This window comes from Thermosyntropha tengcongensis (assembly GCF_055381335.1).
In genome coordinates, this window is sequence record NZ_AP042437.1 from 566,293 (window position 1) to 589,839 (window position 23,547).

The window sequence follows — 23,547 nt, forward strand, 5'->3', positions numbered from 1 at the left end:
CACCTCATAATCAGTTTATGCGTTATTGGAAAAAATATGCAGGAGGTTTTTTATGCTGGAAGAAAAAACGGTAAAGACGGAAGTTATATTTAAGGGAAGGATTGTCCAGCTAAATGTGGATACAGTACTTTTGCCTGATGGAAAAGAGAGCACCCGGGAGATAGTAAAGCATAAAGAAGCGGTAGCGGTAGTGGCTTTGGATGAACAAAATAATATTTATATGGTGCGGCAGTATAGAAAACCGGTAGAAAAAGCCCTGTTAGAAATTCCGGCCGGGATACTTGGTGATGAAGGGGAAGAGCCCTTAAAAGCGGCCAAAAGGGAGTTAAAGGAAGAAACCGGGCTTACGGCTGAATGCTGGGAAAAACTTGCTGCTTTTTATACTGCTCCCGGTTTTACTGATGAAAAGATCCATCTTTTTCTGGCAACAGGACTTAGGCAGGGTGCTCTGCAGCTTGATGAGGATGAGTTTGTGGAGGTAGAAGTTATTCCTTTCGATAGAGCTTATGAAATGGTGACAAAAGGTGAGATAATGGATGCCAAAAGCATTATAGGCATACAGTGGGTTAAGTCCCGAACAGGCTGTAAATTTTAGGGAGGACTTGCAGTGCTGTATTTTGGAGATCTGCACATACATATAGGCCGTGCACAGGGAAAACCGGTTAAGATTACTGCTTCCCGGGAACTTGACCTGCGAAAGATTATATTTAATGATGCCAAAATTAAGGGGCTTGATATAGTAGGGATAGTAGATGCGGGAAGTCCCCTGGTCTTATCGGAAATAGAGGATATGCTCAAAAATGGGGATTTAAGAGAACATTCCCGGGGCGGGTTTATAGCCAAAAACGGGGTTATGCTTGTTGCTGGCTGTGAGGTAGAAACCCGGGAAGGAGCCCATGTAGTAATTTACCTTCCCTATCTGGAAAGCCTTTACCGTTATCAGAAATATATGGAAAAGAAGATTAAAAACTTAAATCTTTCTACCCAGAAGTGTACCGCAGGCCTGGCTGAACTGCTTAACCTTGCCTTTTTGCTTTCCGGTTTTCTGTGCCCTGCCCATGCCTTTACCCCTCATAAGGGAATATACGGGACAGTTACTGACCGGCTTTTTAATATACTGGGAAGGGATATAAAAAAGATAAAAGCCCTTGAACTTGGGCTTAGTGCTGATACTGACATGGCAGATATGCTGGAAGAAACGCATAATTTTGTTTTTTTATCTAATTCCGATGCCCATTCTTCAGCCAATATAGGAAGAGAATACAACCTTTTTTCCATGCAGGACTTGAATTTTGATGAACTCTGTATGTGCCTGGAAGAAAAGGAGGGGCGCAGGATAAAAGCCAATTACGGGATGGATCCCAGGATGGGGAAATATCACCGCAGCTTCTGCCCGGATTGCAAAAAGATTGCCGATGAACCCCCTCCGGTTTTAAGATGCCCTTTATGTGGAGGAGACAAAAATCTGGTAAAAGGGGTATGGGACCGCATTCATGAGATAAAAGATTATGATATACCTCATCATCCAGTGGGAAGGCCTCCTTACCGATACCGGGTACCCTTGAAAGAACTGCCTTTTATAGGCCAAAAAACGGTAGAAAAATTGCTGCGCTTTTATGCCAGTGAAATAGAAATAACGGAAAAGGCGGATATTGAAGAGATAAAAAAGATAGCGGGAGAAAAGACAGCAGAAATGATTAAAAGGATGAGAGAAGGGAAGCTTAATATTTTACCAGGAGGCGGAGGATATTATGGTAAAATCGCCCCGGATAATAACGACTACTGATGCCAGCGGGGCAAAAGAGGCTGCCAGGGAAGGCATGCTGGTCATGATAGTGGATGTAATCGATATGTCGACTACCCTGGAAAGCGCCATGGAGGCAGGGGCTTATGCTGTTTTGGGAGCCAGTCCGGATTTTACCAGGGCACCGGTTCCTGTAATGCCTGAAAAAATTGGCAAAGAAGCGGGAAGGTTAGCCCGGGAAAGGAACCGGGGGGTAATAATAGTGGCTGAACCGCGCATTGGTACCGAACAGGAACGTATTGCCCGCTGCAGCAAGGTTATAAAAGGAATAGAAAGTGAAAAGGGTATTATTGAGGCAGTAATCCCCAATATAGGAGCGGAAACTCCCAAGCTGGCAGATATGAAGGATAAGGTAGTAGTGGCCGTTACTGATACGGGAGGGGTTGCCTATGATGCCGCTTTTGTGGAAACCAGGCAGGTAATAACCGGAACAGTTGCCAGAACCCTTTACAAAAAAGGCCTGGAACCTGCCGTGGCGGCCGTCAGGAGGGCTTTGGACAACCTGCGTCCTGACAATACAGGCATTGCGGTAGTTGCGGCCAGCAGAAACTCTCTGGAGGATGTATTGGCTGCCCAGTTTATTGCCAACCTTCTGCTGACCGGAACTTATAAATAATTCAAAAGGGGGTAGTATTTATTGAAGCCGATATATGTGGTAGGGCATAAAAATCCTGATATAGATTCAGTAGCTGCGGCTATAAGCTATAAGGTTTATAAACAGGCCACCGATGAAGGGATATATGTGGCAGCGGCAGCAGGAGAATTAAATGATGATATAATTTCCCTTTTGCATGAACTCCAGTTTGAACCTCCCCTGGTGCTGGAAAATGTATACACTACCGCGGAAGACCTTCTGGAAGACAGGGATATAATATATGCTACTGCTGATATGAGCATAATGGAACTGGCTAACATCATGCGCAGATATGATATAAAAACCATGCCAGTTTTAGATGAAGACCGCAAGTTTCTGGGACTTTTGACTATTGGCGACCTGGCCATGATTTTCATGGATCACCTGGGAGGGGGAAGGGATATAGAGGAAAGCCCCCGCGTTTTGAGGGAGATATTCAATTATAAAGTGGCAGATATTATGAAAACCAGGGAACTGGTACTTTTTGAGAAAGATGAACTCGTAAGTGAAGTTAAGAAAATGATGCTTTCTACCCGCTACCGCAATTACCCGGTAGTTGATGAAAACAACCGCTATCTGGGGATGATATCCCGGCACAACCTCCTGGCTATGAAACGGAAAAAGCTTATACTGGTTGACCATAATGAACGAAAGCAGGCGGTAAACGGCATTGAGGAAGCGGAAGTCCTGGAAGTGGTTGACCATCACCGGATTGGCGATGTGGAGACTATTTCCCCCATTTATTTCCGCAATGAACCGGTAGGCTCCACCTGTACCCTTATAGGAAGCATGTTTCTGGAAAACAGGATGTATATAACTGATAGGCTGGCTGCCCTTATGTTATCAGGAATTTTATCTGACACCATGATTTTTAAATCCCCTACTACTACGGAGAAGGATCGGCGTGTTGCCGAAAAGCTTGGTGAATTTTCCGGGCTTGACCTTCTGGAATGGGGAAAAAGGATGTTCAACAACAGCGACCACCTGGAACGTTTAAGTGATGAAGAGCTTTTGAATGAAGACTTAAAGGAGTATAAAAGCGGGAATACCGTTTTTGCCATATCCCAGGTGGAAACCCTGGATTTTGAAAAGTTTTCCAGGCGCAAAAAGAACCTTGTAAAAACCATGGAAGAGATATGCAGTAAACGCAATTATGCGTTTATGTGCCTGATGGTTACGGATATTATGGAAGAGGCGACTGAACTTATAATAAGCGGTGAAAAAAGCTTTATTGTGGAACAGGCATTTGGCAACAGGAACCTTGAGGGAAGCATATTTTTAAAAGGCGTGATGTCGCGCAAAAAACAGGTGGTTCCTGTTTTATATGAAGCATTGCGCAAGGCCAATATAATTTAATAGCCCATGTAATATATATAACAGCTGGCTACCGAACAGCTGTTATATTTTTTATTGCAATAATAAACATAGCATAGTAAAATATTTATAAATACAAATATTCGTCGTAGAATATTTTGTATCGTAATATTAGGCATATTTGGGGATATATGGAAAAGTATTTTTGGGGAGGGTAATGTGATGTACAAGAAAAACCTAACTATGAGCCAGGCTTTTTATAACACGGTGAACAGCTTTCCGGAACGTACGGCACAGGTATTTAACCCCGATTTATATGGAGGGGACAATGGGGGCAGTTTCACCTGGAGGGAGATGGCAGATAGGGTAGAGCTTATTGCCAGCGGGCTGCTCAGCCTGGGGCTTAACAAAGGCGAACGGGTTGCCATAATGGCCAGAAACAGCCCTTACTGGACTCACGCTGATGTGGCGGTCATAAACTGTGGAGGGGTTTTGGTAACTATTTATCCTACCCTTTCCTTGCAGGAAGTAACCTATATAATAAATGATTCAGAAAGCAGGTACCTTTTTGTTGGGGATGAAAATATACTGAACCGCATTTTGCCGGGAATTTCTGCCATGCCTTCTCTGCAAAAAATAATCATGCTCAATATGTATTATAAGAGCAGCCATCCTATGGTTATGAGTTTGGGGGAACTTGTAGAGCTGGGACGGCAGAATTTTATTAAAAATAAGCAAGAATATGACAGGCGCTGGCAGAGCAACCAGATGGAAGACTGGGCTACCATACTTTATACTTCCGGGACTACCGGACAGGGAAAAGGGGCTATATTAAGCCACTGGAGTTTTTCTTCCCGCATGGATGGCACTTATGAATATTTTAATGTAAGCGGTCATCCTCTGGATGAAAACGACAGGGTGCTTTCTTTCCTGCCTTTATCCCACATTTTTGACCGCGGCTGTTCACAATGGATAGCCATATGGGTAGGGGCGACTATTGCTTATGCTGACAGCCCGGCTACCCTGCTGGAGGATATGAAAAAGTATAATCCTACCTGGTTCAGCTGTGTTCCCCGGCTTTATGAAAGGATATACATGCAGTTCCAGCAGCAGCTGGCATTAAGCCCCTTGAAGAAAAAGCTTTTTGACTGGGCTTTGAAGGTAGGGGAAGAAGCGGTAAAGTACCGTATGGATAAGTATGGAAGGTATAACATGACCTGGGAGTTTGACCTTAAGTCAAAGCTTCCCCTGGGATTAAGGATAAAATACAGTATAGCCGACAAGCTTTTTGCCAAAGTTAGAGGTCTTTTCGGCAACCGTATGCGTTTTGCCTTTTCGGCCAGTGCCGGGATTTCTCCGGACCTTTTGAAGTTTTTCTACATCGTTGGCATACCGGTTTTGGAAGGGTATGGCCTTACGGAAACTACTTCAGCAGTGACCTATAATCCTATGCTGGCTGCCAAGCCGGGTACAGTAGGTCCGGAGGCTAACGGCTCCCGGGTAAGGCTGGCACCGGATGGAGAGATTGAAGTTAGTGGGGCTGGCTTATTTGTAGGCTATTTGAATAAGCCGGAAGAGACAAAAGAAGCATTTACCGAAGATGGCTGGTTTAAAACGGGAGATATCGGGGTAATTGATGAAAACGGCTATTACCGCATTGTTGACCGCAAGAAAGCGATTATATGCCTGGCTATTGGTAAAAATGTGGCTCCTGCCAAGATTGAGAGCCTTTTTGCCACCAGCATAGCGGTAGAACAGGTTTTTGTAATCGGGGATGAACGCAACTACATATCGGCACTGATTGTCCCCAATTTTGCCTATTTTATGGAGCTTTTCGAGCGGGAAGGCATAAGTTACGATAAGAGCAAAGTGGTATATTCTGAAATTAACGGGGCTCAGATTTGTGTAGAAGTCGGGGAAGATTTTATAAACCAGCCTCTCCTGAAAGAAATGATAGAGGAAGCTGTAAAAGAAGTGAACAGCCAGCTGGAAGAGTTTGAACTGATAAAACAGTACACCATTATTAAACGGCGCTTTACGGAAGAAAATGGAGAGCTTACTCCTACGCAAAAAGCCAAAAAACGGGTCATTCTTGAGCATTATGCCGATGTGATTGAAAATATGTACAGCAAGAAGAAATAACCCTGAAAAATTTATTGGAAATAAGCGGCTCTCGGTTTTTATAAAAAAGAGCCGCTTTTTTTATGGTTTTTAAGCCAAACAGGTTTGCGGGCATAAAGTTATAGTTTTAAAAATATTATTTTTTAAGACAGGTAAGAAGGTTTTTTTGTTATAGAATTTTCAATCATCAGTTTTTAAGGAGATATATATGCGCTTAAAGGAGATGTTTAAAAACCATGTAAAAGATAATACCCTTAAATATCTGGTTATTTTAGCAGTTTTGCTGCTGGGCATAATAGCCGGCAGCTATAAATCAGCCAGCCTGGAAGGGGGGGTGAGAGGGTATCTTCTGGAACTGGTAGATAAATACATAGACTACAGCGGGGATATAAAACAACATGACCTGTTTTTAAAAGCTTTTGCCAATCAAACAGAAATGGCGCTAATCATATGGTTTTCAGGGCTTACCGTGATTGGCTTTCCCCTGATTCTGGCTGCTGTATTCCTGCGGGGATTTGCTTTAGGCTTTACGACCGGGTTTCTTATTCATGAAAAAGGGGGAAATGGGATTATAATAGCCATCTTGTCTGTTTTGCCGCAGAATCTGGTATATATACCGGCTTTTCTTGTATGGTCGGTTATAGCCCTCAACTTTTCATTTTATATACTGGCCGGGGATAGGTTAAAGTCTATACCTCTGCTTAAAGGGATAACTGTCTATACCTTGATGTTTTTGGGCATTTTGCTTTTTATTGCCGTGGGAGCTTTTATAGAAGCATATTTTGTTCCCTGGATAGTAAATCTGATCTTTTAAAGGGGGTGAAACTGGTGATAATTATAATCAGGGATTTTAAAAAGAAACTGTTAAAATTCATTACCGTAATAATCCTTATAATAGCGTTTGCCCTGGCAGTGCCTTATCTGGCAGGCAGTCTAAAGGATGTGATTCCAGTATGGAATAACTTTTTTGATGAAGAAAGGCCTACCGGCAATCCTATGCGGGTAGAAAACGAAAAAGGGAGCCGTTTTGACCAGATAATAGACAGCCTGGTTTTCAACCTGCAGGAGTTTTATTATGAAGATTAGCAGGATAATACTCTCCTCATGTCAAAATTAAAAAGAAAACTTCAGGAGAGAATTATGGAAAAGTATAAGGACCTTTTTATTGAATACCTTACCTATGAGAAAGGCTTGTCCTCTAATTCGGTAGCTGCTTACCGGCGGGATTTAGAAAAGTTTTATGCTTTTTTGGATAAAAAAGGGCTATTGAATAAAATGGAAGCAGTAGGCAGAGATGATATCCTGGAGTTTCTGGGCTGGCAGCTGGATAATGGACTGGCCCATACTTCAGTTGCCCGCAGCCTTTCCTGTTTAAAGTCTTTTTACAAGTTTTTGCAGATGGAAGGGTATATAGAAAAAAACCCTACCACCAATCTGGAAACTCCCAGGATAAAGCGCAAACTGCCGTCGGTTTTAAGTGTGGACGAGATTAACCAGCTTATGCAGCAGCCTGATGTTCTAACACTGCTGGGCATAAGGGATAGGGCCATGCTTGAACTTATGTATGGAACAGGCGTAAGGGTATCCGAGCTGCTTGCACTTAAATTAGATGATATAAATATGACAGCAGGCTTTTTGAGGTGTTTGGGCAAAGGAAGCAAGGAAAGGATAGTGCCGGTAAATAAAACGGCATTGGACTGGGTGCAGAGGTATCTTGTAAAGGCGCGCAATTTTTTGATTAAAAACCATTTAGAAAAGAGTTTGTTTGTAAATGCTAATGGAAAGAGGATGAGCCGGCAGGGTTTCTTCAAGATTTTGTCCCGCTATGCCGAAAAGGCAGGGATAAGAAAAGAGGTAACCCCTCATACCTTGAGGCATTCTTTTGCTACCCATCTTCTGGAAAATGGGGCTGATTTGAGAGTGGTACAGGAATTGCTGGGACATGCTGACATATCTACTACCCAGATATATACCCATCTTACTACCAGCCGGCTGCGTGAGATATACAACCGGTGTCATCCCCGGGCTTAAACGGAGAAATGAGGAGGAAAACATATGGGAAAAAGAGCGGTTATTATCGTACTGGACAGCGCAGGTATCGGAGAAATGCCGGATAGCGAAATATATGGGGATAAAGGGGTAAATACGCTGGTCAATATTTCGCGCCGGGTGGGAGGGCTTAATCTTCCTCATTTGAGAGCTATGGGTTTGGGAAATCTGGCCAGCATCGAAGGCGTTGCGCCGGTAGAGAAGGCTTTTGGAGCTTATGGCATAATGCAGGAGATGTCAAAGGGAAAAGATACGACTACCGGGCACTGGGAGATGATGGGGATAGTAACTGAAAAGCCTTTTCCTACCTATCCGGATGGTTTCCCGGATGAAATTATAAAAGAATTTGAAAAAAGGATTGGCCGCAAGGTTTTAGGCAATATAGCAGCTTCCGGGACCGAGATTATAAAGATGCTGGGAGAAGAGCACATGAAAACCGGATATCCCATTGTCTATACTTCAGCTGACAGTGTTTTTCAGATTGCAGCTCATGAAGAAGTTATTCCCCTGGAAGAACTTTATGAAATGTGCAGGATTGCCCGCGAGATACTTACCGGCGAACATAATGTGGGACGGGTTATTGCCCGCCCTTTTAGGGGAGAGCCGGGGAGCTTTTACCGTACTGCCAACCGCCATGATTATGCGTTAGAACCGAAGAAAAATATCCTGGATTTTATGCTGGAACAGGGGAGAGAAGTGGTAGGAATAGGAAAGATTAAAGATATTTTTGCTGGACGCGGAGTCAGCAGGTCTTATCCCACCGGCAGCAACCGGGAAGGGGTGGACAGGCTGCTTGAAGTCTTGACTGAGGATTTTAGCGGCCTTATTTTTGTCAATCTGGTAGATTTTGACCAGCTTTATGGCCATCGCAATGATGCGGAAGGTTATGCCAGGGCTTTGGAGGAATTTGACCGGAGGATGCCGGAAATACAGGATAATATGAAAGATGATGACATGCTGGTTATAACTGCTGACCACGGCTGTGACCCTACTACTCCAGGGACTGACCATACCCGGGAACAGGTGCCGCTTCTGGTATATGGCAGAAAGCTTAAGAAAAATGTAAACCTGGGGATAAGGAAAAGCTTTGCTGATGCAGGCCAAACAGTGGCTGAACACCTTGAAGTAAAGGTGGACAGGAGCCTGGCTGGAGAAAGTTTTTATGCTTTGGTGAGGTGTTAAAATGAATTATGTAGATATTATTCGCGCCAAGCGGGATGGCAGGGAACTGAAAAAAGAAGAGATAGATTTTCTGGTAAAAGGCATAAGTGATGGGAGTATGCCTGATTACCAGATAGCGGCTCTGGCTATGGCTATTTACTTTCAGGGCATGAATGAGAGAGAAACAACTGACCTGACGATTGCCATGGCCAATTCAGGAGAAGTTGTTGACCTGTCAGGCATTGCCGGCAAAACTGTGGATAAACACAGCACCGGAGGGGTGGGGGATAAAACGACCATGATTGTTCTTCCTCTGGTGTCTGCCCTGGGGGTGCCGGTAGCCAAAATGTCAGGAAGGGGGCTTGGGCATACCGGGGGGACTATTGATAAATTTGAATCTATCCCTGGCTTTCGGGTAGAAATGGATTACAGGGATTTTATCTCCCAGGTAAATAAAATCGGGGCAGCAGTTATTTCCCAGACTGGCAATCTGGTGCCGGCTGACAAAAAGCTTTATGCGATAAGGGATGTTACGGCTACGGTGGAGAGCATTCCCCTTATAGCCTCCAGTGTAATGAGCAAAAAGCTGGCTTCTGGAGCAGAAGGGATTTTGCTTGATGTAAAAGCCGGCAAAGGTGCATTTATGCAAAAAGCCGATGAGGCAGTAAAGCTTGCCGAGCTTATGGTCAGGATAGGCAAAGGTGCTGGCCGCCAGGTGCGGGCAGTTATAAGCAGCATGGATGAACCTCTGGGAAGAATGATAGGAAATGCCCTGGAAGTCAGGGAAGCGATAGATACCCTTAAAGGGAAGGGGCCTTCTGATTTGGAAGAGCTCTGTGTACTGCTGGCCAGCCATATGCTCATTCTGGGCGAAAAAGAAAGAGATTTAAACAAGGCTCTGGATAAAGTAAAGGAAGTGCTGGCTTCAGGGAAGGGACTTGACAAGTTTCTGGAAATGGTAGAAGCCCAGGGAGGAAAAATTGATTTAAGCCGTGAGGATTATGGCCTTGCTGAAGCCAGGTTTAAATATGAGGTTTTATCTGACAGGGCTGGATATATTACAGGGCTGGATGCTTACATGATAGGCCATACTGCCATGCATCTGGGAGCCGGGAGAGAAAAGATAGGGGACAGGATAGACCATGCCGTAGGTATTGAGCTGAATAAGAAGACAGGGGATAGAGCGGAAAAAGGCGAGGTGCTGGCGGTGGTACATGCTAACAGTGAAGACAAGGGACGGGAGGCAGCGGAAGAAGTTTTAAAGGCTTATAAAATAGAAGCAAGCCCCTGTGTGGTAAAACCTCTAGTAATAGCAGTTATTGAGTGAAAAACGGGACCACAGGTATCGATTCTTGTGGTCCCGTTTATTTTTACTGGGAGTATAAAAATTTTTGATTTAACATGTAGTTTTCATTCAGCCTTTTTTTCACCATAAGTTTCTTCATACCATATAGCATGGTGATGTTTAGCCCAATCTGCTCTTACGGTACCTTTCCACATACCCCAGAAAGATTCACCGGAGCCAGGATGGAAAGAACCTAAATATCCGTGCATGCATACCATACAGGTTGAGAGGATCATAGCTATATCATGAACAGGATAGGCTATCCTTACCAGACCGGGAGAAAAAGCTGATGGAAACCACATTATATATCCGCTGAGCACCAGCAGTATTACACAGGTAGGGGTGATAATGGAGTTCCCTTTTTCTCCTCCGTTGAATTTGGTCTGGGGCGGCATTTTTACCTCAAATCCCAAAAACTCTAACGGGAATTTCATGACAAATATTATGTCATTTTTGCCAAAACGCAGGATGTCTTTTATCCAGTTAACCATGACTTTGAAGTTAAATACTACAAATATTATTATGAATAAAGTCATGAATACTGCTGATATTCTATGCACCAGACCGGCTCCCCGGTAGCCGCCGAATATGGCAGCCAGCCAGTCTACCCCGTCTAAAAACAGTACCAGCCCGGTGAAAAGGCAGAGTAAAAAGGTTACAGTATGTCCCCAGTGGGTTAAGCGAGATACAAAGTTAAACCTTTCCACTCTCTCCACATCTTCACGATATTCGGTTAAAAGCTGCATTATTCATGCCCCCCTTCATCCTTATGCTTGTTGGCTAAAATGCGGGTAGTTACGAAACTTACAGCTGAACCAGCCAGAGCCAATGGTATTAGCCAGCCAAAATAAGGCTGTACAATATTCTGCCAGAAGCCAACACTTTCAGCCACCTGCGGATTGACAGGCAGACCAAACTTGTCAGGAGTATCTGTTAAGATATATATTTTGTTAAGCCCTCCCAGCTCTGTTTTCCCATAGATAGTGGCATTGGGATAGCCATTGGCTCTTAAATATTTAACCCTTTCTTCTGCATACTGCAGGAGTTCGTCACGATCTCCAAACATTAAAGCTCCGGGGGCGCAGGTAGCTGCGCAGGCTGGTGTAAGACCTGCTTCTACCCGATCTGCGCATAAGGTGCATTTAGCGACTATGTCTTCACGTTTGCGATATTTAGGTATATGGAAGGGGCAGGCATAACTGCAGTATTGACAGCCTATGCATTTATCCGGATCATGGATGGTTGCTCCCCATTCGGTTTTAGTATAAGCTCCCCGGGGGCATACTTTCATACATGCCGGGTCTGAACAGTGCATACATTGATATTTAAGGAATTTCCACTGTACGCCGTCTACCGGGTCTTCATATTCCATCATGCGGACTATAGTATAGGTGTCACCATTAGTATCTTCATGGGTCTGGTAATTGCCTTTGAAAGGTTCGATTACTGCCGGCAGCTGGTTCCAGTTTTTGCAGGCTACCTGACAAGCGCGGCAGGCAGTACATTTGCTTGTATCATAAAGGTTAGTCATGTTTGCCATACCTAAGCCCTCCTTATATCGCACAGCCATGCCTTGTATTCAGGACAGACAGCATTAGCATCGCCTATATGCGGAGTCAAGCGGTTAGCCGGGTCACCTGTTGCGTAGCCGTTAAATCCAAAATGCCAGGGCATAGCTATTTGATGTACTTTTTTACCTGCTAATGACAGGGGTTTAATACGTTTGGTTACGCAGGCAATAGCCTTAACATCGCCGCGGGCAGTAGATATGATGACTTCATCACCGTTTCTTATACCTTTTGCTTTGGCCAGTTCTTCACTTATTTCTACAAACATATTGGGCATAAGCTCTGCCAGCCAGGGCAGATTGCGGGTTAAAGCTCCAGCCTGCCAGTGTTCAACTACGCGGTAGGTAGTTGCAACAATAGGATATTTATCGGCACTGCCTTGTTTATCCGGTTCCCAAACCTTGGCTGCCGGGTTTAAAGGCTGACTGTTGAGCATATTGGCTACCGGGCTTTCCCATGGCTCATAATGTTCAGGGAAAGGACCGTCTTTTATGCTGCCTTTTGCGGCAAATATGCAGCCTTTTCCTTCCGGGCGCATGATGAACGGATCTTTGAAAGCCGGATTGTCGGGGCCGACTGTTTTTATGAAGTCGGGAACATCTACACCTGTCCATTCACCTTTAGTGCCATCCCACCATACCAAGCGTCTATTTTCATCTCCCGGCCATGGGGTTATGCCGTCCGGCTGTACGGAGCAGCGGTTGTAAAGAATCCTGCGGTTCATAGGCCAGGCCCATCCCCACTTGGGATATAAACCGAGGCCGGAGGGGTCTTCTTTTTCACGCATTTGTGATTTATAAAACAGCTTACCATCTTTTAATGTAGTACAACCGCAATAAATCCAGCTTCCGCAGGCGGTGCTGCCGTCATCGGCCAGTTTGGCAAATCCTTCTACCGGCGTGCCGTCTTTTACATTATAACCGCAGATTTCTTTGGCTACTTTAAAGATGTCGGGCTCATCATGGCCGTTTTCGCTGTCATAATTCCAGGTCATGTTTACTATAGGCTCATCTTCCGGACGTTTGCTGCCGGCGTAGAGTTTCTTTAACCTCTTGCCAAGCTCATTGTAGATCCAGAGGTCAGCCTTGGATTCTCCTACCGGCTCTACAGCTTTCCACCGGAACTGTACCCATCTTCCAGTCTGTGATGCAGTTCCTTCTTTTTCATAAACCGCAGCTGCCGGGAGGAAGAATACTTCTGTCGCAATATCTTTGGGAGTGTATTTGGGAACATTCGGGTTATTTACCGGGCGATCCCAGGCTTTATAGGTCCAGAATTCAGCAGTTTCTGTCAGCCACAGGTCAATAGCTACCATCCATTTAAGTTTGGTTAAGGCTTCCTGTTCTTTGTTGGCATTAGGTCCGCCTACTACCGGATTGGAGCCGTTTATAATGAGGCCTTCGATTTCACCATTGTACATGGCCTCAAACAAAGCTATGTGGGAATAGTTCTTCTTGTCATCCCGTTTGGGCAGATAGTGATAAGCAAAATCGTTTTCCGGAGTGGCCGCATCGCCATACCATGCCTTCAAAAGGCTTACAATCCACTTGGAGGTATGAACTCTCCAGCCGGAATAAGGAATACCTGCTTTTACCAGTTCACGGAATTCTTCCAGGCTGTTAAATTTTAGCTTGGCTGCCCCGGGAGTAATTTTGCGAATATAGGAGAGCAGGTCTTTATAATCTTCAGAATTAGTTGGAGAATCAATATAGGATGGAAGAACATGGAATAGGAGTGCCATATCAGTTGCACCCTGTACGTTGTTTTCCCCGCGCAGGGCGTTTATTCCGCCACCCGGACGGCCAATGTTACCAAGCAAAAACTGTAATATTGAAAAAGCTCTTATATTCTGGCTCCCTACAGTATGCTGGGTTATACCCATGGCATAACAGATAGTGCCTACTTTGTCAGGAGCTCCGGTTGCGCAGAAGGTTTCCAGAACCTGCATGTATTTGTTTTTGGGGGCACCGGTTATTTTACATACCGTATCGATGTCGTAGCGGGAATAATGTTTCTTCAAGAGCTGGAATACACAGCGAGGATGGCTTAAAGTTTCATCTTTTATGATTTTGCCATTGGCATCGTACTGGTAGTCCCAGGTGGTGAAGTCGTATTTGCGGTTAGCAGGGTCATAACCAGAGAATAAGCCATCATTAAAGTCAAAGTCTTCTCTTACCAGGAAAGAAGCATTGGTGTAATTTACTACGTAATCTTTATGATAAAGTTCGTTATCCAGGATGTATTTTATCATTCCGCCGATAAATGCAATGTCAGTACCCGGACGGATGGGGCAGTAAATATCAGCAACCGCAGAAGTTCTGGTAAAGCGAGGATCAACATGGATCAGCTTGGTTCCCCGTTCTTCTTTACCTTTCATTATCCATTTCATGCCGATAGGATGGTTTTCCGCAATGTTGCTGCCCATGACCAGAACTACATCTGAATTCTTGAGGTCAATCATATGGTTGGTCATGGCACCACGACCAAATGAAGGAGCAAGTCCGGTAACAGTTGAGGAATGACAGAGACGGGCCTGGGTTTCCAGATATACTACCCCCAGGGAGCGCATGAGTTTCGATAAAAGATAACACTCTTCATTGTCCAGAGCTGAACCGCCGATAGAGGCTATCTTTTCAGTGCGGTTGACTATGATGCCATTTTCCTTGTGGATAAAGCTATTATCCCGGGTCTCTTTAATTCTCTGGGCAATAGTATCCAGCATCCAATCCCAATCTTTTTCTTCCCACTTTTCACTGTAAGGAGCGCGGTATAAGGGTTTTTTGACCCGTTTGGGGTTAATGATCTGTTCACCTGTGTGCGGATCATAGATTTCCCGCAGGTTGAACATAGCTGCACCCTTGGGGCAGGCACAACCCTGGTTGACGGGATTGTCAGGATCTCCCTGTACGCTTAACAATTTGGTTTCACTGCCTTCTTTGTTCTCCGCATAAACTACCAGACCACAGCCAGAACCGCAAAACGGGCATACGGTTGGAACTGGTGTGACATCTTTGATGCGGAGTTCTTTTACTGCAGCCTTGGCTTTTTTGGTGTCAAATCCAAGATCAGCAATAGCCAAAGTTGCTGCAGTGGCTCCGGTTACCTTCAGGAACTGTCTTCTGGTAACCTGCATCCATCACCCTCTCCTTTCATGTGCTTGTTATGAAGCATAAAAACTGATTTTAATAAATAAAAGTTATAATTAATATTTAAATATTTTATACAAATTATATTTTATCTTATTTTGTGATAGCAAAACAATAGTGAATTTAAAATAATGGCAATATACAGCAATTAACTTTATTCTTCATTGGGACATAAAATAAAACAGCAAGGATCTTAAAATCTAGGAGAGGAATGATGAAATTGGCAGCCGTAAATTATACTACCGGGCCTATAAGCAGCAGTGACGATATGGACCAAATCAGGATCGAAATACTTAATAATTCATCCAGCCGGCAGACAGCCAGGGTAAGGCTTTACGACCTTTCTTTTGCTCCCAAAAGGCTTTTGATTTCCCAGCAAATAAGCCTGCAGGCCAGAAGCGCAGCTACCATTGACATTCCAGCCAGCAATTTGGAACGCTGGGAGGTACAGATAAGTGCAAGTTCGACCAGTGTACGTCCCTGGGTAGGAGGCAAAAGCAAGGGCCAGAATATTCCAGGCACAGTTGTCTTAAATTCCCAGTTTGCAAGGTTTTAACAGGCTGAAACAGGGGACGGCGCTGAAACAGGGGACGGTTCTCTGTTTCACTAAAGTGAAACAGAGAACCGTCCCCTGTTTCAGCGTCCCCTGTTTCAGCGTCCCCTGTTTCATTTGTTGACATTTCAGAACTAGTTAGTCTAAAATAGAACCGATAGGTATAAAAATGGTATTGAAGGTGAGATGACATGATAAACCGCAGAGAGCTGGAGCGGGAATTCAGGAAGGAACTTATTGTTAAAGTGGCAGGTGAGCTTTTTAAAGAGGAGTCTTTTGAAAAGGTCACTGTAGAAGACATTGCCAGGAAAAGCCAGCTGGGAAAAGCAAGCTTGTATCAGATTTTTAACAGCAAAGAGGAAATTCTGGTGGAGGTGTTGTGCCAGGCTTTAAGAGATTTGTGCTCTGCCTTGCGGGCAGAATGCACCGGTTTGCAGGGGAAAAAGGCTATAGAGAAGGCTATTGAGCTTCAGTATGATTTTTACTATACCTATAATTCGCTTTTTCTTTCCATGGTGCGCAGGATATGGGACGGTGATCTGGGCGGCGAATTTTTGCGGCGCATAAGGGAATGCAGTGAAGAAAAAAACCAGGTTTTACTGCAGGTTTTCACTGCTGCTGAAGGGGAGGGGGTAGTTTTAAACAGAAAGCCTGAAGAACTGGTAGTTCTTCTTGAGCATATGCTGCGGGGAATGGCTTTGGGAAGAAAGAAAAGCGGAATACCGGTTCTGGATGACAAAAAGGCGATAAATGAAGTTATATTATACGGCTTTATAAGGGAGGAGAAGAAAGGTGAGTAATGGGGAATTTAAACTTGAAGAGGATAATGTAAAAAATGGAAAAGGCAAAAAAGCGCTCATGGTGCTGGTTGTAGCCTTGATCATTGCAGCTGCGGGAGGTTTCTGGTGGTTCAAGTATTCTTCCACCTATGTAGAAACAGAAAATGCGAAAGTGACGGCTGACATGGCCGACATAAGCTCCAGGATTGCCGGTCAAATAGAAGAGATAAAAATAAAGGAAGGGGATACAGTAGAAAAAGGGCAGATAATCGCGACTCTGAACAGCGACCAGTATAAGCTGGCTTTGAAGCAGGCGGAGGCCGGGCTGGAAGCAGCCAGGGCCAATCAGCTTCAGCTGCCCATGAATTTGGAGTCTGCACAGGCCGGGGTAGACAGGGCAGAAGAGGGGGTTTTACTGGCTAAGGCTCAGCTGGAATCAGCCAGGGTAGCGCTGGAGGATGCCAGAAGGCTTATGGAAGAAAATGAGAAATTGTATGAAGCAGGAGCTGTTTCCAAAGAAACCTGGCTGCAGAGCAAATCCAAGTATGAGATGGCTTTATCGGCGCTTAAGGTGCAGGAAGCCAATGTCAAGTCAGCAGAGGCTGCTATGCGGGATGCTGAGGCTAAGCTCAAAGCGATTCAAACCGCTTCTGCTTCCGCTATGGAAGCTCAATTTAAGCAGGCCAGAGCTGCTTATGAGATAGCCAGGTTCAATTGTGACAATACAGTTATAAAGGCTCCCTGTTCAGGAACGGTGCTTAAGGTTAATTTTGTACCGGGAGAAAACATAAGTGCTGGACAGACGATAGCTGTGATTGCCGATTTGGACAAAACCTGGATAACAGCCAATGTTGAGGAAAAGAAAATAGGCCGGATAAAACCGGGACAGGATGTAGAGGTGCGCATTGATGCCTATCCAGGGCGGGTTTTTAAAGGAAAAGTGGCAGAAGTGGGCGGAGCTGCCAGATCGGTATTTTCCATCATGCCGGTTGAAAATACCTCCGGCAATTTTACCAAGGTAGCTCAGCTGCTGCCGGTAAAAATCGAGGTTAATAAACAGGGTTATGTTTTAAAACCGGGAATGTCGGCAGTTGTCAGGATTAAAACCTCCAGGTAGAGGGGGCTTTTGTGTGGAACAGGTAGAAAAATTAGAAGAGCGTATAGACTGGGCACCGGTAATTGTCCTTATAATAGGCACTTTTATGGCTATTCTTGATGGCACTATAGTAAATGTGGCCCTTCCCAAGATGATAGCTGTTTTTAATACTAATGCCGAAAAGGGGCAGTGGATAGCTACTGCCTACATGCTTACCCTGGGGATAATTATGCCGATAAGCGGTTATCTGGGCGACCGTTATGGATACAAGCGGATTTATATTTTGGCCCTGGTTTTGTTTGTGGCAGGCTCTGCCTTATGCGGTATGGCCTGGAATCTGGAAGCCATGATAGCTGCCCGCATAATTCAGGCTTTAGGCGGAGGGCTTATGCAGCCTGTAGGTATGGCTATCCTTTATGGCACCTATCCCCGCTCCCGTATAGGTATGGTTCTGGGAGTGTGGGGAATAGCGGCCATGGCAGCACCTGCAGTAGGGCCTACGCTGGGAGGCTATCTGGTTGATTATATAAGCTGGCGGCTTATATTTTATATAAATGTTCCTTTAGGGATTCTTAATGTTTTTCTGGCGCTGATGATTTTGAAGGAAACCAGGCTTATCAAGGGTAAATCATTTGATTTTAAGGGTCTGATAAGTTCAACGGTCGGGTTTTTTTGCCTTCTGCTGGCTCTTTCAGAAGCGGGGAGCAAAGGCTGGAATTCTCCCTATATAGTGACTTTGCTTTTTATAGCTTTTACTTCGCTTCTTATACTGGTTTTATCTGAACTGGAACATCCGGATCCGATTTTAGATTTTTCCCTTTTTAAAAATTATATTTTTACCATTTCGGTAGTGATAGGTTCGATTATTTCTATCGGAATGTTCGGGGTAATATTTCTTTTCCCCCTGTTTATGCAGAGTGTGCTGGGACAGACTGCCATGCAAACCGGGCTTATCATGTTTCCGGCAGCTCTGGCTTCCGGTATAGTGATGCCGGTAAGCGGGCGGCTTTTTGACCGCTATGGGGCCAGGGGCATTGTAGCAGGAGGCCTGCTGGTAGTAACCTTCACCACTTTTATGATGGCAAGGTTTAACGCCTTAACTCCTTTTGCCGTTATGACTCTGTGGCTTACCTTGCGGGGGTTTGGCATGGGATTTTGTTTTATGCCGGTTACTACTGCAGGCATGAATACGGTTCCCCCTCATCTGGTAGGAAGGGCTTCTGCGCTTAACAATGTAATAAGACAGGTATCTTCAGCTTTTGGGATTGCCATGTTCACTACTGTCATGCAGAAAAGGCAGGTTTTCCATTATGCCAATATAACTCAGGGGATAAATTTGTCCCCTGCGGATATATCAGGAGTGCAGCAGGGGATGTCGGGTTTATTGACCCATTTCGGGTTTGCTCCTGATGTCATGCAGGGGATAAGCATGTCCCTCCTGGGGAGGCAGATTTTTCAGGAATCGATGGTAAGGGCTATAAATGACTGTTTTATTATATCTTCTCTTCTCTGTCTGCTGGCTTTTTTCCTGGCTTTTACCTTAAAGGACAGAAATAAAAAAGAAAAGATAGCAAGAGATGTGCAGGCTGGCGAGATAGCGGGCTAAAACCGCTTTAAAAGGGGGCGAAGAGCCCTCTTTTTGTTTTTCTGCCATCTAAAACCATATACAGTCCTGTTACATATACTGGTAAAAGGGAGACGGCAGTTAGCGTTTGCTTTAAAAAAACTGGCCGGGATGGTGGGTATGAGCATAAGGATGCGCATGGCATTCATAATTTTGACGGGACTTTTTATGTATTTTCTTGTCATAGCTTTTTCACACCATATTATATTTAAACCGCAGTTTGTGGATTTTACTGAACAGATGGCGATAAGCCAAATAAAAAAAGGCATAGATTTGATGCTGAAGGAAGAGCAGAGCCTGATTATGGTTGCCAGGGACTATGCCAGGTGGGATCGTACTTATGAATATGCTGTTAGAAGGGATGAAGATTATATAAAGGAAAACTTTACCAAAGGAACGCTGGATAATTTAGGCTTATCCCTGGTAGCTATCTTTGATAAAAAGGGAAATTTGCTCTATGGAATAGTGAGAGGCAGAGACAAATGGGCAAGACTTGATGATGCCCAATTTTTGCAGCTTGTGAAAGAAAAAAGCCAGGAAAAAAGCTGGGCAGGATTTTTCATAGTGAGAAATGAGCTGCTTTTTATAGCCGGAGAAGCTATATTAAGAAGTGATGGAACAGGTGAGCCCAGGGGCTTGTTTATATTTGGCAAGAAGATGAAGGATATGAGATTGTGTGAGAACATATGCGGGTTATTTTATGCAGAAAATGAAGCTGACAAAAAGGAAATAGAGAGAATGGAAAAAGTGTTTGCAGCTTCAGATGTCAGGAGATTAAATTACCGGGGGATAGTTTTTGTACTGCATAAAGAGTCCAGAACCTTGCTTGCCTGCTATATGCCGGTAAAGGATATAAGAGGGCATGCAGCGGCTTATATAAGAGGGGAATTTGACAGAAAGATAGCCAATTTTGGCGAATATATAGGGAAAAGCCTGACTTTAACCCTTATTTTGCTGGGATTTTTTACCTTTGTTTTCCTGGATTGGAACCTGAACCTTTTTATATTAAAGCCTGTAAGAGCAATCGAAGAAAATGTAAAAATTTTTAAAGACCGGATGGAAAATAGAGTGCTTGCCGGTTTTTATGGCAGGAATGACGAACTGGCATCCCTGGCCAGAAGTATTGATGATTTAAAACAGGAGATTTTGAAAAGGCATGAGGAGCTTAAAAGGTTAAATGCCGAGCTGGAAGAACGGGTGAAGGAAAGGACTGCCGAGCTGGAAAAGAAAAACCGGGAGCTTTTGCTTTCGGAGATGATATTTGCCCATGCCCTGGAAGGCATAGTGGTTGCAGATGAGTACAGGAGGATAGCAAAAACTAACAATTATCTGGGCAGGATGCTGGGGTATGAACCCTGGGAACTCTGGGGGCAGCCTGTGGAGATATTAGGTTTTGAACGGGAAGATGATGAAGATTTTTCTTTTATATGGCTTATGGTTGAGGAAAAAGGGAGCTGGCAGGGCGAAATATGTGCCCGGGATAAAGAGGGGAGAAGGATGCCTTTTTTGGCCTCCCTGTTTAGTCTGCAGAATGATGATAAGGCTAACTTTATAATTATGCTGGCCAATATTTCTGAACTCAAGGAAGCGGAAGAAAAGCTGGAGAGGATGGCTTATTATGATACTTTGACTTCCCTGCCCAACCGGGCCATGTTTTATGAAAAACTGAAGCAGGCCCTGGAAAGTGCTTCCTGCAGGCAGGCCATGATGGCGGTATTGTTTATGGATGTTGATAGATTCAAGATAGTAAACGATACCCTGGGGCATGAGATGGGAGACAGACTTCTGGTTAATATAGGAAAAAGGCTCAAGAATCTGGTCAGGAGTTCAGATATTGTATGCCGCTGGGGAGGGGACGAATTTACCCTTATCCTGGAGGGGATAAGGGATGAAAGAGAGATAGCTTTTATTGCTGACAAGTTGATAGATGGGATAACAAAACCTTTTGTCATAGACAGCATCCAGATAAGGGTGGGTTTGAGTATCGGGATTGCAGTTTATCCGAAAGACGATACTACTGTAGAAGGGCTGGTAAGGAAGGCGGATGCAGCTTTATATGAGGCAAAAGAAAGAGGACGAGGGATTTACTGGTTCTACTCTGAGGAGCTGGAAGATAAATATCAGGATGATTTGCCTGTAAGAAAATTAGAATAATTTTTCACGAAGATGAAGTTTTTAAAACCTGAAAGATTATTAAAATGCGGGGGCTCTTTTTGTGAAGATAGCCTCCGTTTAGTTATCATAATAGGCTTTTTTGTTAAATATAATCTAACAAGGTAACTATAAAGGGGGAAAGGGAATGAAAAATAAAGCTAAAAGGATAGCCTGGCTTCTGGCACTGTGTATGCTTATAAATCTGGCTTTTCCCGCTTACAGCCTGGGAGAAGTGGTGGATGTAAAGGCAGAATCTTATGTTTTGATGGATGCTGATTCGGGAAAAGTTTTGCTGGCTAAAAACGAGCACAAAAAGATGGCACCAGCAAGCATGACCAAGCTTATGACTCTTATACTGGCTTTTCAGGATCTGGAGGCGGGCAAGGTAGGGCTCAAGGATAAAGTGGTAGCGGGTGAAAACGCCTGGAAGATGGGCGGTTCCCAGATATATCTGGAACCGGGCGAAGAGATGACTTTTGAGGATATGCTGATTGCTATAGCTGTAGGTTCAGCCAATGATGCCTGTGTAGCAGTAGCCGAACATCTGGAGGGAAGTGAAAAAAACTTTGTGGCCCGCATGAATGAAGAAGCTGAAAAGATGGGGCTTAAAAATACCAATTTTGTAAATTCACACGGCCTTACTGCCGAAGGGCATTATACAACTGCCTATGATATGGCAGTTATTGCGCGTCATGCCTTAAAATACCCCAAACTCCTGGAGTATTCTTCAATCAAGGAATACAACCTGCGGCAGGGAGAATTCAAGCTTTTTAATACCAACAAGCTTCTGTGGTGGTATGAAGGGGCTGATGGCTTCAAAACCGGCTATACAGATGAGGCCAAATTCTGTTTGACTTCTACTGCCAAGAGGAACGGTTTGCGACTTATTGCGGTGGTAATGGCTTCTCCCAAAAAGCATGACAATTTCCGGGATTCTATGCAGCTTTTAAATTATGGCTTTGCCAGATATTCATTTAAGACATTTTTCTCAAAAGGCAGTGTATGTGGAAGCGTCAGGGTAGGCAAAGGAACCAGTGATGTGGTGGAAGTGATAGCAGAAGAAAATGTGGGGACTATTGTGGAAAAAGGACAGGAGAAGACAGTAACCGCTGAAAAAACCCTGCTTGATTATGTAAACGCACCGGTTGCCAAAGGGCAAAAACTGGGAGAAATGAAGGTTTACAGGAACGGGGAGCTGGTAAAAACCGTCAATCTGGTGGCTGCTTATGAAGTGCCGCGGGCAGGCTGGCTGAAACAGATTATGAAGATGTTTGCCGAAACTTATCTATTGTAATTGGAATTTTGTGGAAGGATTTAAGGGTTTTTTACAGAAAATTACTAATAGCAACTGCTGAAGGAGGGGATATGAAAGTGGATGTAGAACTTAAAATGGTACGCAATACTTTAGTGGTACGCGTAAATGGCGAGCTGGATATGGTAGTGGCAGAAAAAGTGAAAAAGGAAGTGGAAGATAAGTTAGAGGAAGGTGAGGTAAAAAATATTATTATCAATCTGGAAAAAGTTACTTTTATTGATAGTTCAGGACTGGGGGTAATTATTGCCATTTATAAAAAAGCGTCAGGGTTTAACGGGCGTATGTATATAGTGGGAGCCCGTCCCAATGTAAAAAGGATACTCATACTTTCCGGTGTAAGCAAGCTTATACCTGTATGCGCAAGCGAGCAGGATGTGATTAACTTATAAAGGAGGTGAATACCAGCTTTGACTGCTGGGGTGGTTATGAATGTGAAGAACTACGTGCGTTTTGAATTTCAGAGCCTTCCGGAAAATATCTCTTTTGCCCGTTCTTGTGTGGCAGCCTTTGCTGCCCAGCTTGACTGTACCCTGGATGATATTGAAGAGATAAAGCTGGTAGTATCAGAAGCCGTATCCAATTCGATTATACACGGATATGAAAATAATCCCCACGGCAAGGTGGTTATTGCGGTATCTATAATGGATGATGATACCCTGGAAATCATTGTGGAAGACTATGGCAAAGGCATCGAGGATATTGAAAAGGCCATGGAGCCTACTTATTCCACTGATCCTTCCCGTATGGGACTGGGCTTTACTTTTATGAAATCATTTATGGATGAACTGGAAGTAGTGAGCCAGGTAGGCAAAGGGACGACGGTAAAGCTGAAAAGAAATTTTGCCGTAGCCAATAAGGAAGCATACGCTTAAAAAGGGGGGATC

At 44.2% G+C, this 23,547-nt stretch carries 22 protein-coding genes; 18 read left to right on the forward strand and 4 right to left on the reverse strand.

Translation table 11 applies throughout. From position 1 onward, the window contains the following. The first annotated feature begins 52 nt into the window (after nt 1–52). The 10 genes from ACZ42E_RS02755 (at nt 53) to ACZ42E_RS02800 (ending at nt 10,410) form a co-directional block, all read left to right on the forward strand. Nucleotides 53–595 (forward strand): NUDIX domain-containing protein, encoded by a 543-nt coding sequence (locus tag ACZ42E_RS02755; RefSeq protein ID WP_464892930.1) that lies wholly within the window; start codon nt 53–55, stop codon nt 593–595. Between the two features lie 12 nt (nt 596–607). Further along, nucleotides 608–1,786 (forward strand): endonuclease Q family protein, encoded by a 1,179-nt coding sequence (locus ACZ42E_RS02760; RefSeq protein WP_464892931.1) that lies wholly within the window; start codon nt 608–610, stop codon nt 1,784–1,786. After that, nucleotides 1,752–2,420, forward strand: coding sequence for a hypothetical protein (locus ACZ42E_RS02765; RefSeq protein WP_464892932.1), 669 nt, complete (start codon nt 1,752–1,754; stop codon nt 2,418–2,420). The genes ACZ42E_RS02760 and ACZ42E_RS02765 overlap by 35 nt, the downstream gene beginning before the upstream one ends. A gap of 21 nt (nt 2,421–2,441) precedes the next feature. Further along, a complete protein-coding gene (locus ACZ42E_RS02770; protein ID WP_464892933.1) occupies nt 2,442–3,794 on the forward strand; it encodes a putative manganese-dependent inorganic diphosphatase in 1,353 nt (450 codons plus the stop codon). 180 nt (nt 3,795–3,974) lie between these two features. Further along, nucleotides 3,975–5,894, forward strand: coding sequence for an AMP-dependent synthetase/ligase (locus ACZ42E_RS02775; RefSeq protein ID WP_464892934.1), 1,920 nt, complete (start codon nt 3,975–3,977; stop codon nt 5,892–5,894). Between the two features lie 187 nt (nt 5,895–6,081). Then, entirely contained in the window at nt 6,082–6,687 is a 606-nt protein-coding gene (spoIIM, locus tag ACZ42E_RS02780) for a stage II sporulation protein M (protein ID WP_464892935.1), read from the forward strand. A 14-nt stretch (nt 6,688–6,701) separates the two neighbouring features. Then, nucleotides 6,702–6,959, forward strand: coding sequence for a hypothetical protein (locus ACZ42E_RS02785; protein WP_464892936.1), 258 nt, complete (start codon nt 6,702–6,704; stop codon nt 6,957–6,959). Between the two features lie 54 nt (nt 6,960–7,013). Beyond that, complete coding sequence (gene xerD, locus ACZ42E_RS02790) at nt 7,014–7,904, forward strand: site-specific tyrosine recombinase XerD (RefSeq protein WP_464892937.1); 891 nt, start codon at nt 7,014–7,016, stop codon at nt 7,902–7,904. Nucleotides 7,905–7,928: 24 nt separating this feature from the next. Then, nucleotides 7,929–9,104 (forward strand): phosphopentomutase, encoded by a 1,176-nt coding sequence (locus ACZ42E_RS02795; RefSeq protein ID WP_464892938.1) that lies wholly within the window; start codon nt 7,929–7,931, stop codon nt 9,102–9,104. A 1-nt stretch (nt 9,105) separates the two neighbouring features. Further along, nucleotides 9,106–10,410 (forward strand): pyrimidine-nucleoside phosphorylase, encoded by a 1,305-nt coding sequence (locus ACZ42E_RS02800; RefSeq protein ID WP_464892939.1) that lies wholly within the window; start codon nt 9,106–9,108, stop codon nt 10,408–10,410. Between the two features lie 83 nt (nt 10,411–10,493). Here ACZ42E_RS02800 and ACZ42E_RS02805 read toward each other — a convergent pair whose 3' ends face one another. From ACZ42E_RS02805 to fdnG, 3 genes are read right to left on the reverse strand one after another with little or no spacing between them, the layout of a single operon-like run. Beyond that, the gene (locus ACZ42E_RS02805) at nt 10,494–11,174 is read right to left on the reverse strand and encodes a formate dehydrogenase subunit gamma (RefSeq protein WP_464892940.1); all 681 of its coding nucleotides are present in this window, start codon (nt 11,172–11,174) and stop codon (nt 10,494–10,496) included. Then, nucleotides 11,174–11,968: a 4Fe-4S dicluster domain-containing protein gene (locus tag ACZ42E_RS02810; protein ID WP_464892941.1), complete on the reverse strand. Its 795-nt coding sequence runs from the start codon at nt 11,966–11,968 to the stop codon at nt 11,174–11,176. The genes ACZ42E_RS02805 and ACZ42E_RS02810 overlap by 1 nt, the downstream gene beginning before the upstream one ends. A gap of 2 nt (nt 11,969–11,970) precedes the next feature. After that, nucleotides 11,971–15,129: a formate dehydrogenase-N subunit alpha gene (gene fdnG, locus ACZ42E_RS02815; protein WP_464892942.1), complete on the reverse strand. Its 3,159-nt coding sequence runs from the start codon at nt 15,127–15,129 to the stop codon at nt 11,971–11,973. Nucleotides 15,130–15,353: 224 nt separating this feature from the next. Between fdnG and ACZ42E_RS02820 the strand changes: the two genes are divergently transcribed. The 7 genes from ACZ42E_RS02820 to ACZ42E_RS02850 all read left to right on the forward strand — a co-directional run bounded on the left by ACZ42E_RS02820 (nt 15,354) and on the right by ACZ42E_RS02850 (nt 23,052). Next, nucleotides 15,354–15,698: a hypothetical protein gene (locus ACZ42E_RS02820; protein ID WP_464892943.1), complete on the forward strand. Its 345-nt coding sequence runs from the start codon at nt 15,354–15,356 to the stop codon at nt 15,696–15,698. A 188-nt stretch (nt 15,699–15,886) separates the two neighbouring features. Then, nucleotides 15,887–16,495, forward strand: a complete 609-nt coding sequence (locus tag ACZ42E_RS02825; protein WP_464892944.1) for a TetR/AcrR family transcriptional regulator — start codon at nt 15,887–15,889, stop codon at nt 16,493–16,495. After that, nucleotides 16,488–17,591 carry an HlyD family secretion protein gene (locus ACZ42E_RS02830; protein WP_464892945.1) on the forward strand — a complete coding sequence of 368 codons (1,104 nt, stop codon included), beginning with the start codon at nt 16,488–16,490 and terminating at the stop codon, nt 17,589–17,591. The genes ACZ42E_RS02825 and ACZ42E_RS02830 overlap by 8 nt, the downstream gene beginning before the upstream one ends. 13 nt (nt 17,592–17,604) lie before the next feature. After that, complete coding sequence (locus tag ACZ42E_RS02835) at nt 17,605–19,176, forward strand: DHA2 family efflux MFS transporter permease subunit (RefSeq protein ID WP_464892946.1); 1,572 nt, start codon at nt 17,605–17,607, stop codon at nt 19,174–19,176. A 138-nt stretch (nt 19,177–19,314) separates the two neighbouring features. Beyond that, on the forward strand, nt 19,315–21,348 hold the full coding sequence (locus ACZ42E_RS02840; protein ID WP_464892947.1) for a sensor domain-containing diguanylate cyclase: 2,034 nt from the start codon (nt 19,315–19,317) through the stop codon (nt 21,346–21,348). Between the two features lie 145 nt (nt 21,349–21,493). Then, the gene (locus ACZ42E_RS02845; protein ID WP_464892948.1) at nt 21,494–22,642 is read left to right on the forward strand and encodes a D-alanyl-D-alanine carboxypeptidase family protein; all 1,149 of its coding nucleotides are present in this window, start codon (nt 21,494–21,496) and stop codon (nt 22,640–22,642) included. 71 nt (nt 22,643–22,713) lie between these two features. Then, nucleotides 22,714–23,052 carry an STAS domain-containing protein gene (locus tag ACZ42E_RS02850; RefSeq protein ID WP_464892949.1) on the forward strand — a complete coding sequence of 113 codons (339 nt, stop codon included), beginning with the start codon at nt 22,714–22,716 and terminating at the stop codon, nt 23,050–23,052. Here the strand turns inward: ACZ42E_RS02850 and ACZ42E_RS02855 are convergent. Further along, complete coding sequence (locus ACZ42E_RS02855) at nt 23,047–23,124, reverse strand: hypothetical protein (RefSeq protein ID WP_464893466.1); 78 nt, start codon at nt 23,122–23,124, stop codon at nt 23,047–23,049. The genes ACZ42E_RS02850 and ACZ42E_RS02855 overlap by 6 nt on opposite strands. Here ACZ42E_RS02855 and spoIIAB point away from each other — a divergent pair. After that, on the forward strand, nt 23,089–23,535 hold the full coding sequence (gene spoIIAB / locus ACZ42E_RS02860; RefSeq protein WP_464893467.1) for an anti-sigma F factor: 447 nt from the start codon (nt 23,089–23,091) through the stop codon (nt 23,533–23,535). The two genes, ACZ42E_RS02855 and spoIIAB, sit on opposite strands and share 36 nt — an antisense overlap. Nucleotides 23,536–23,547 lie beyond the last annotated feature (12 nt).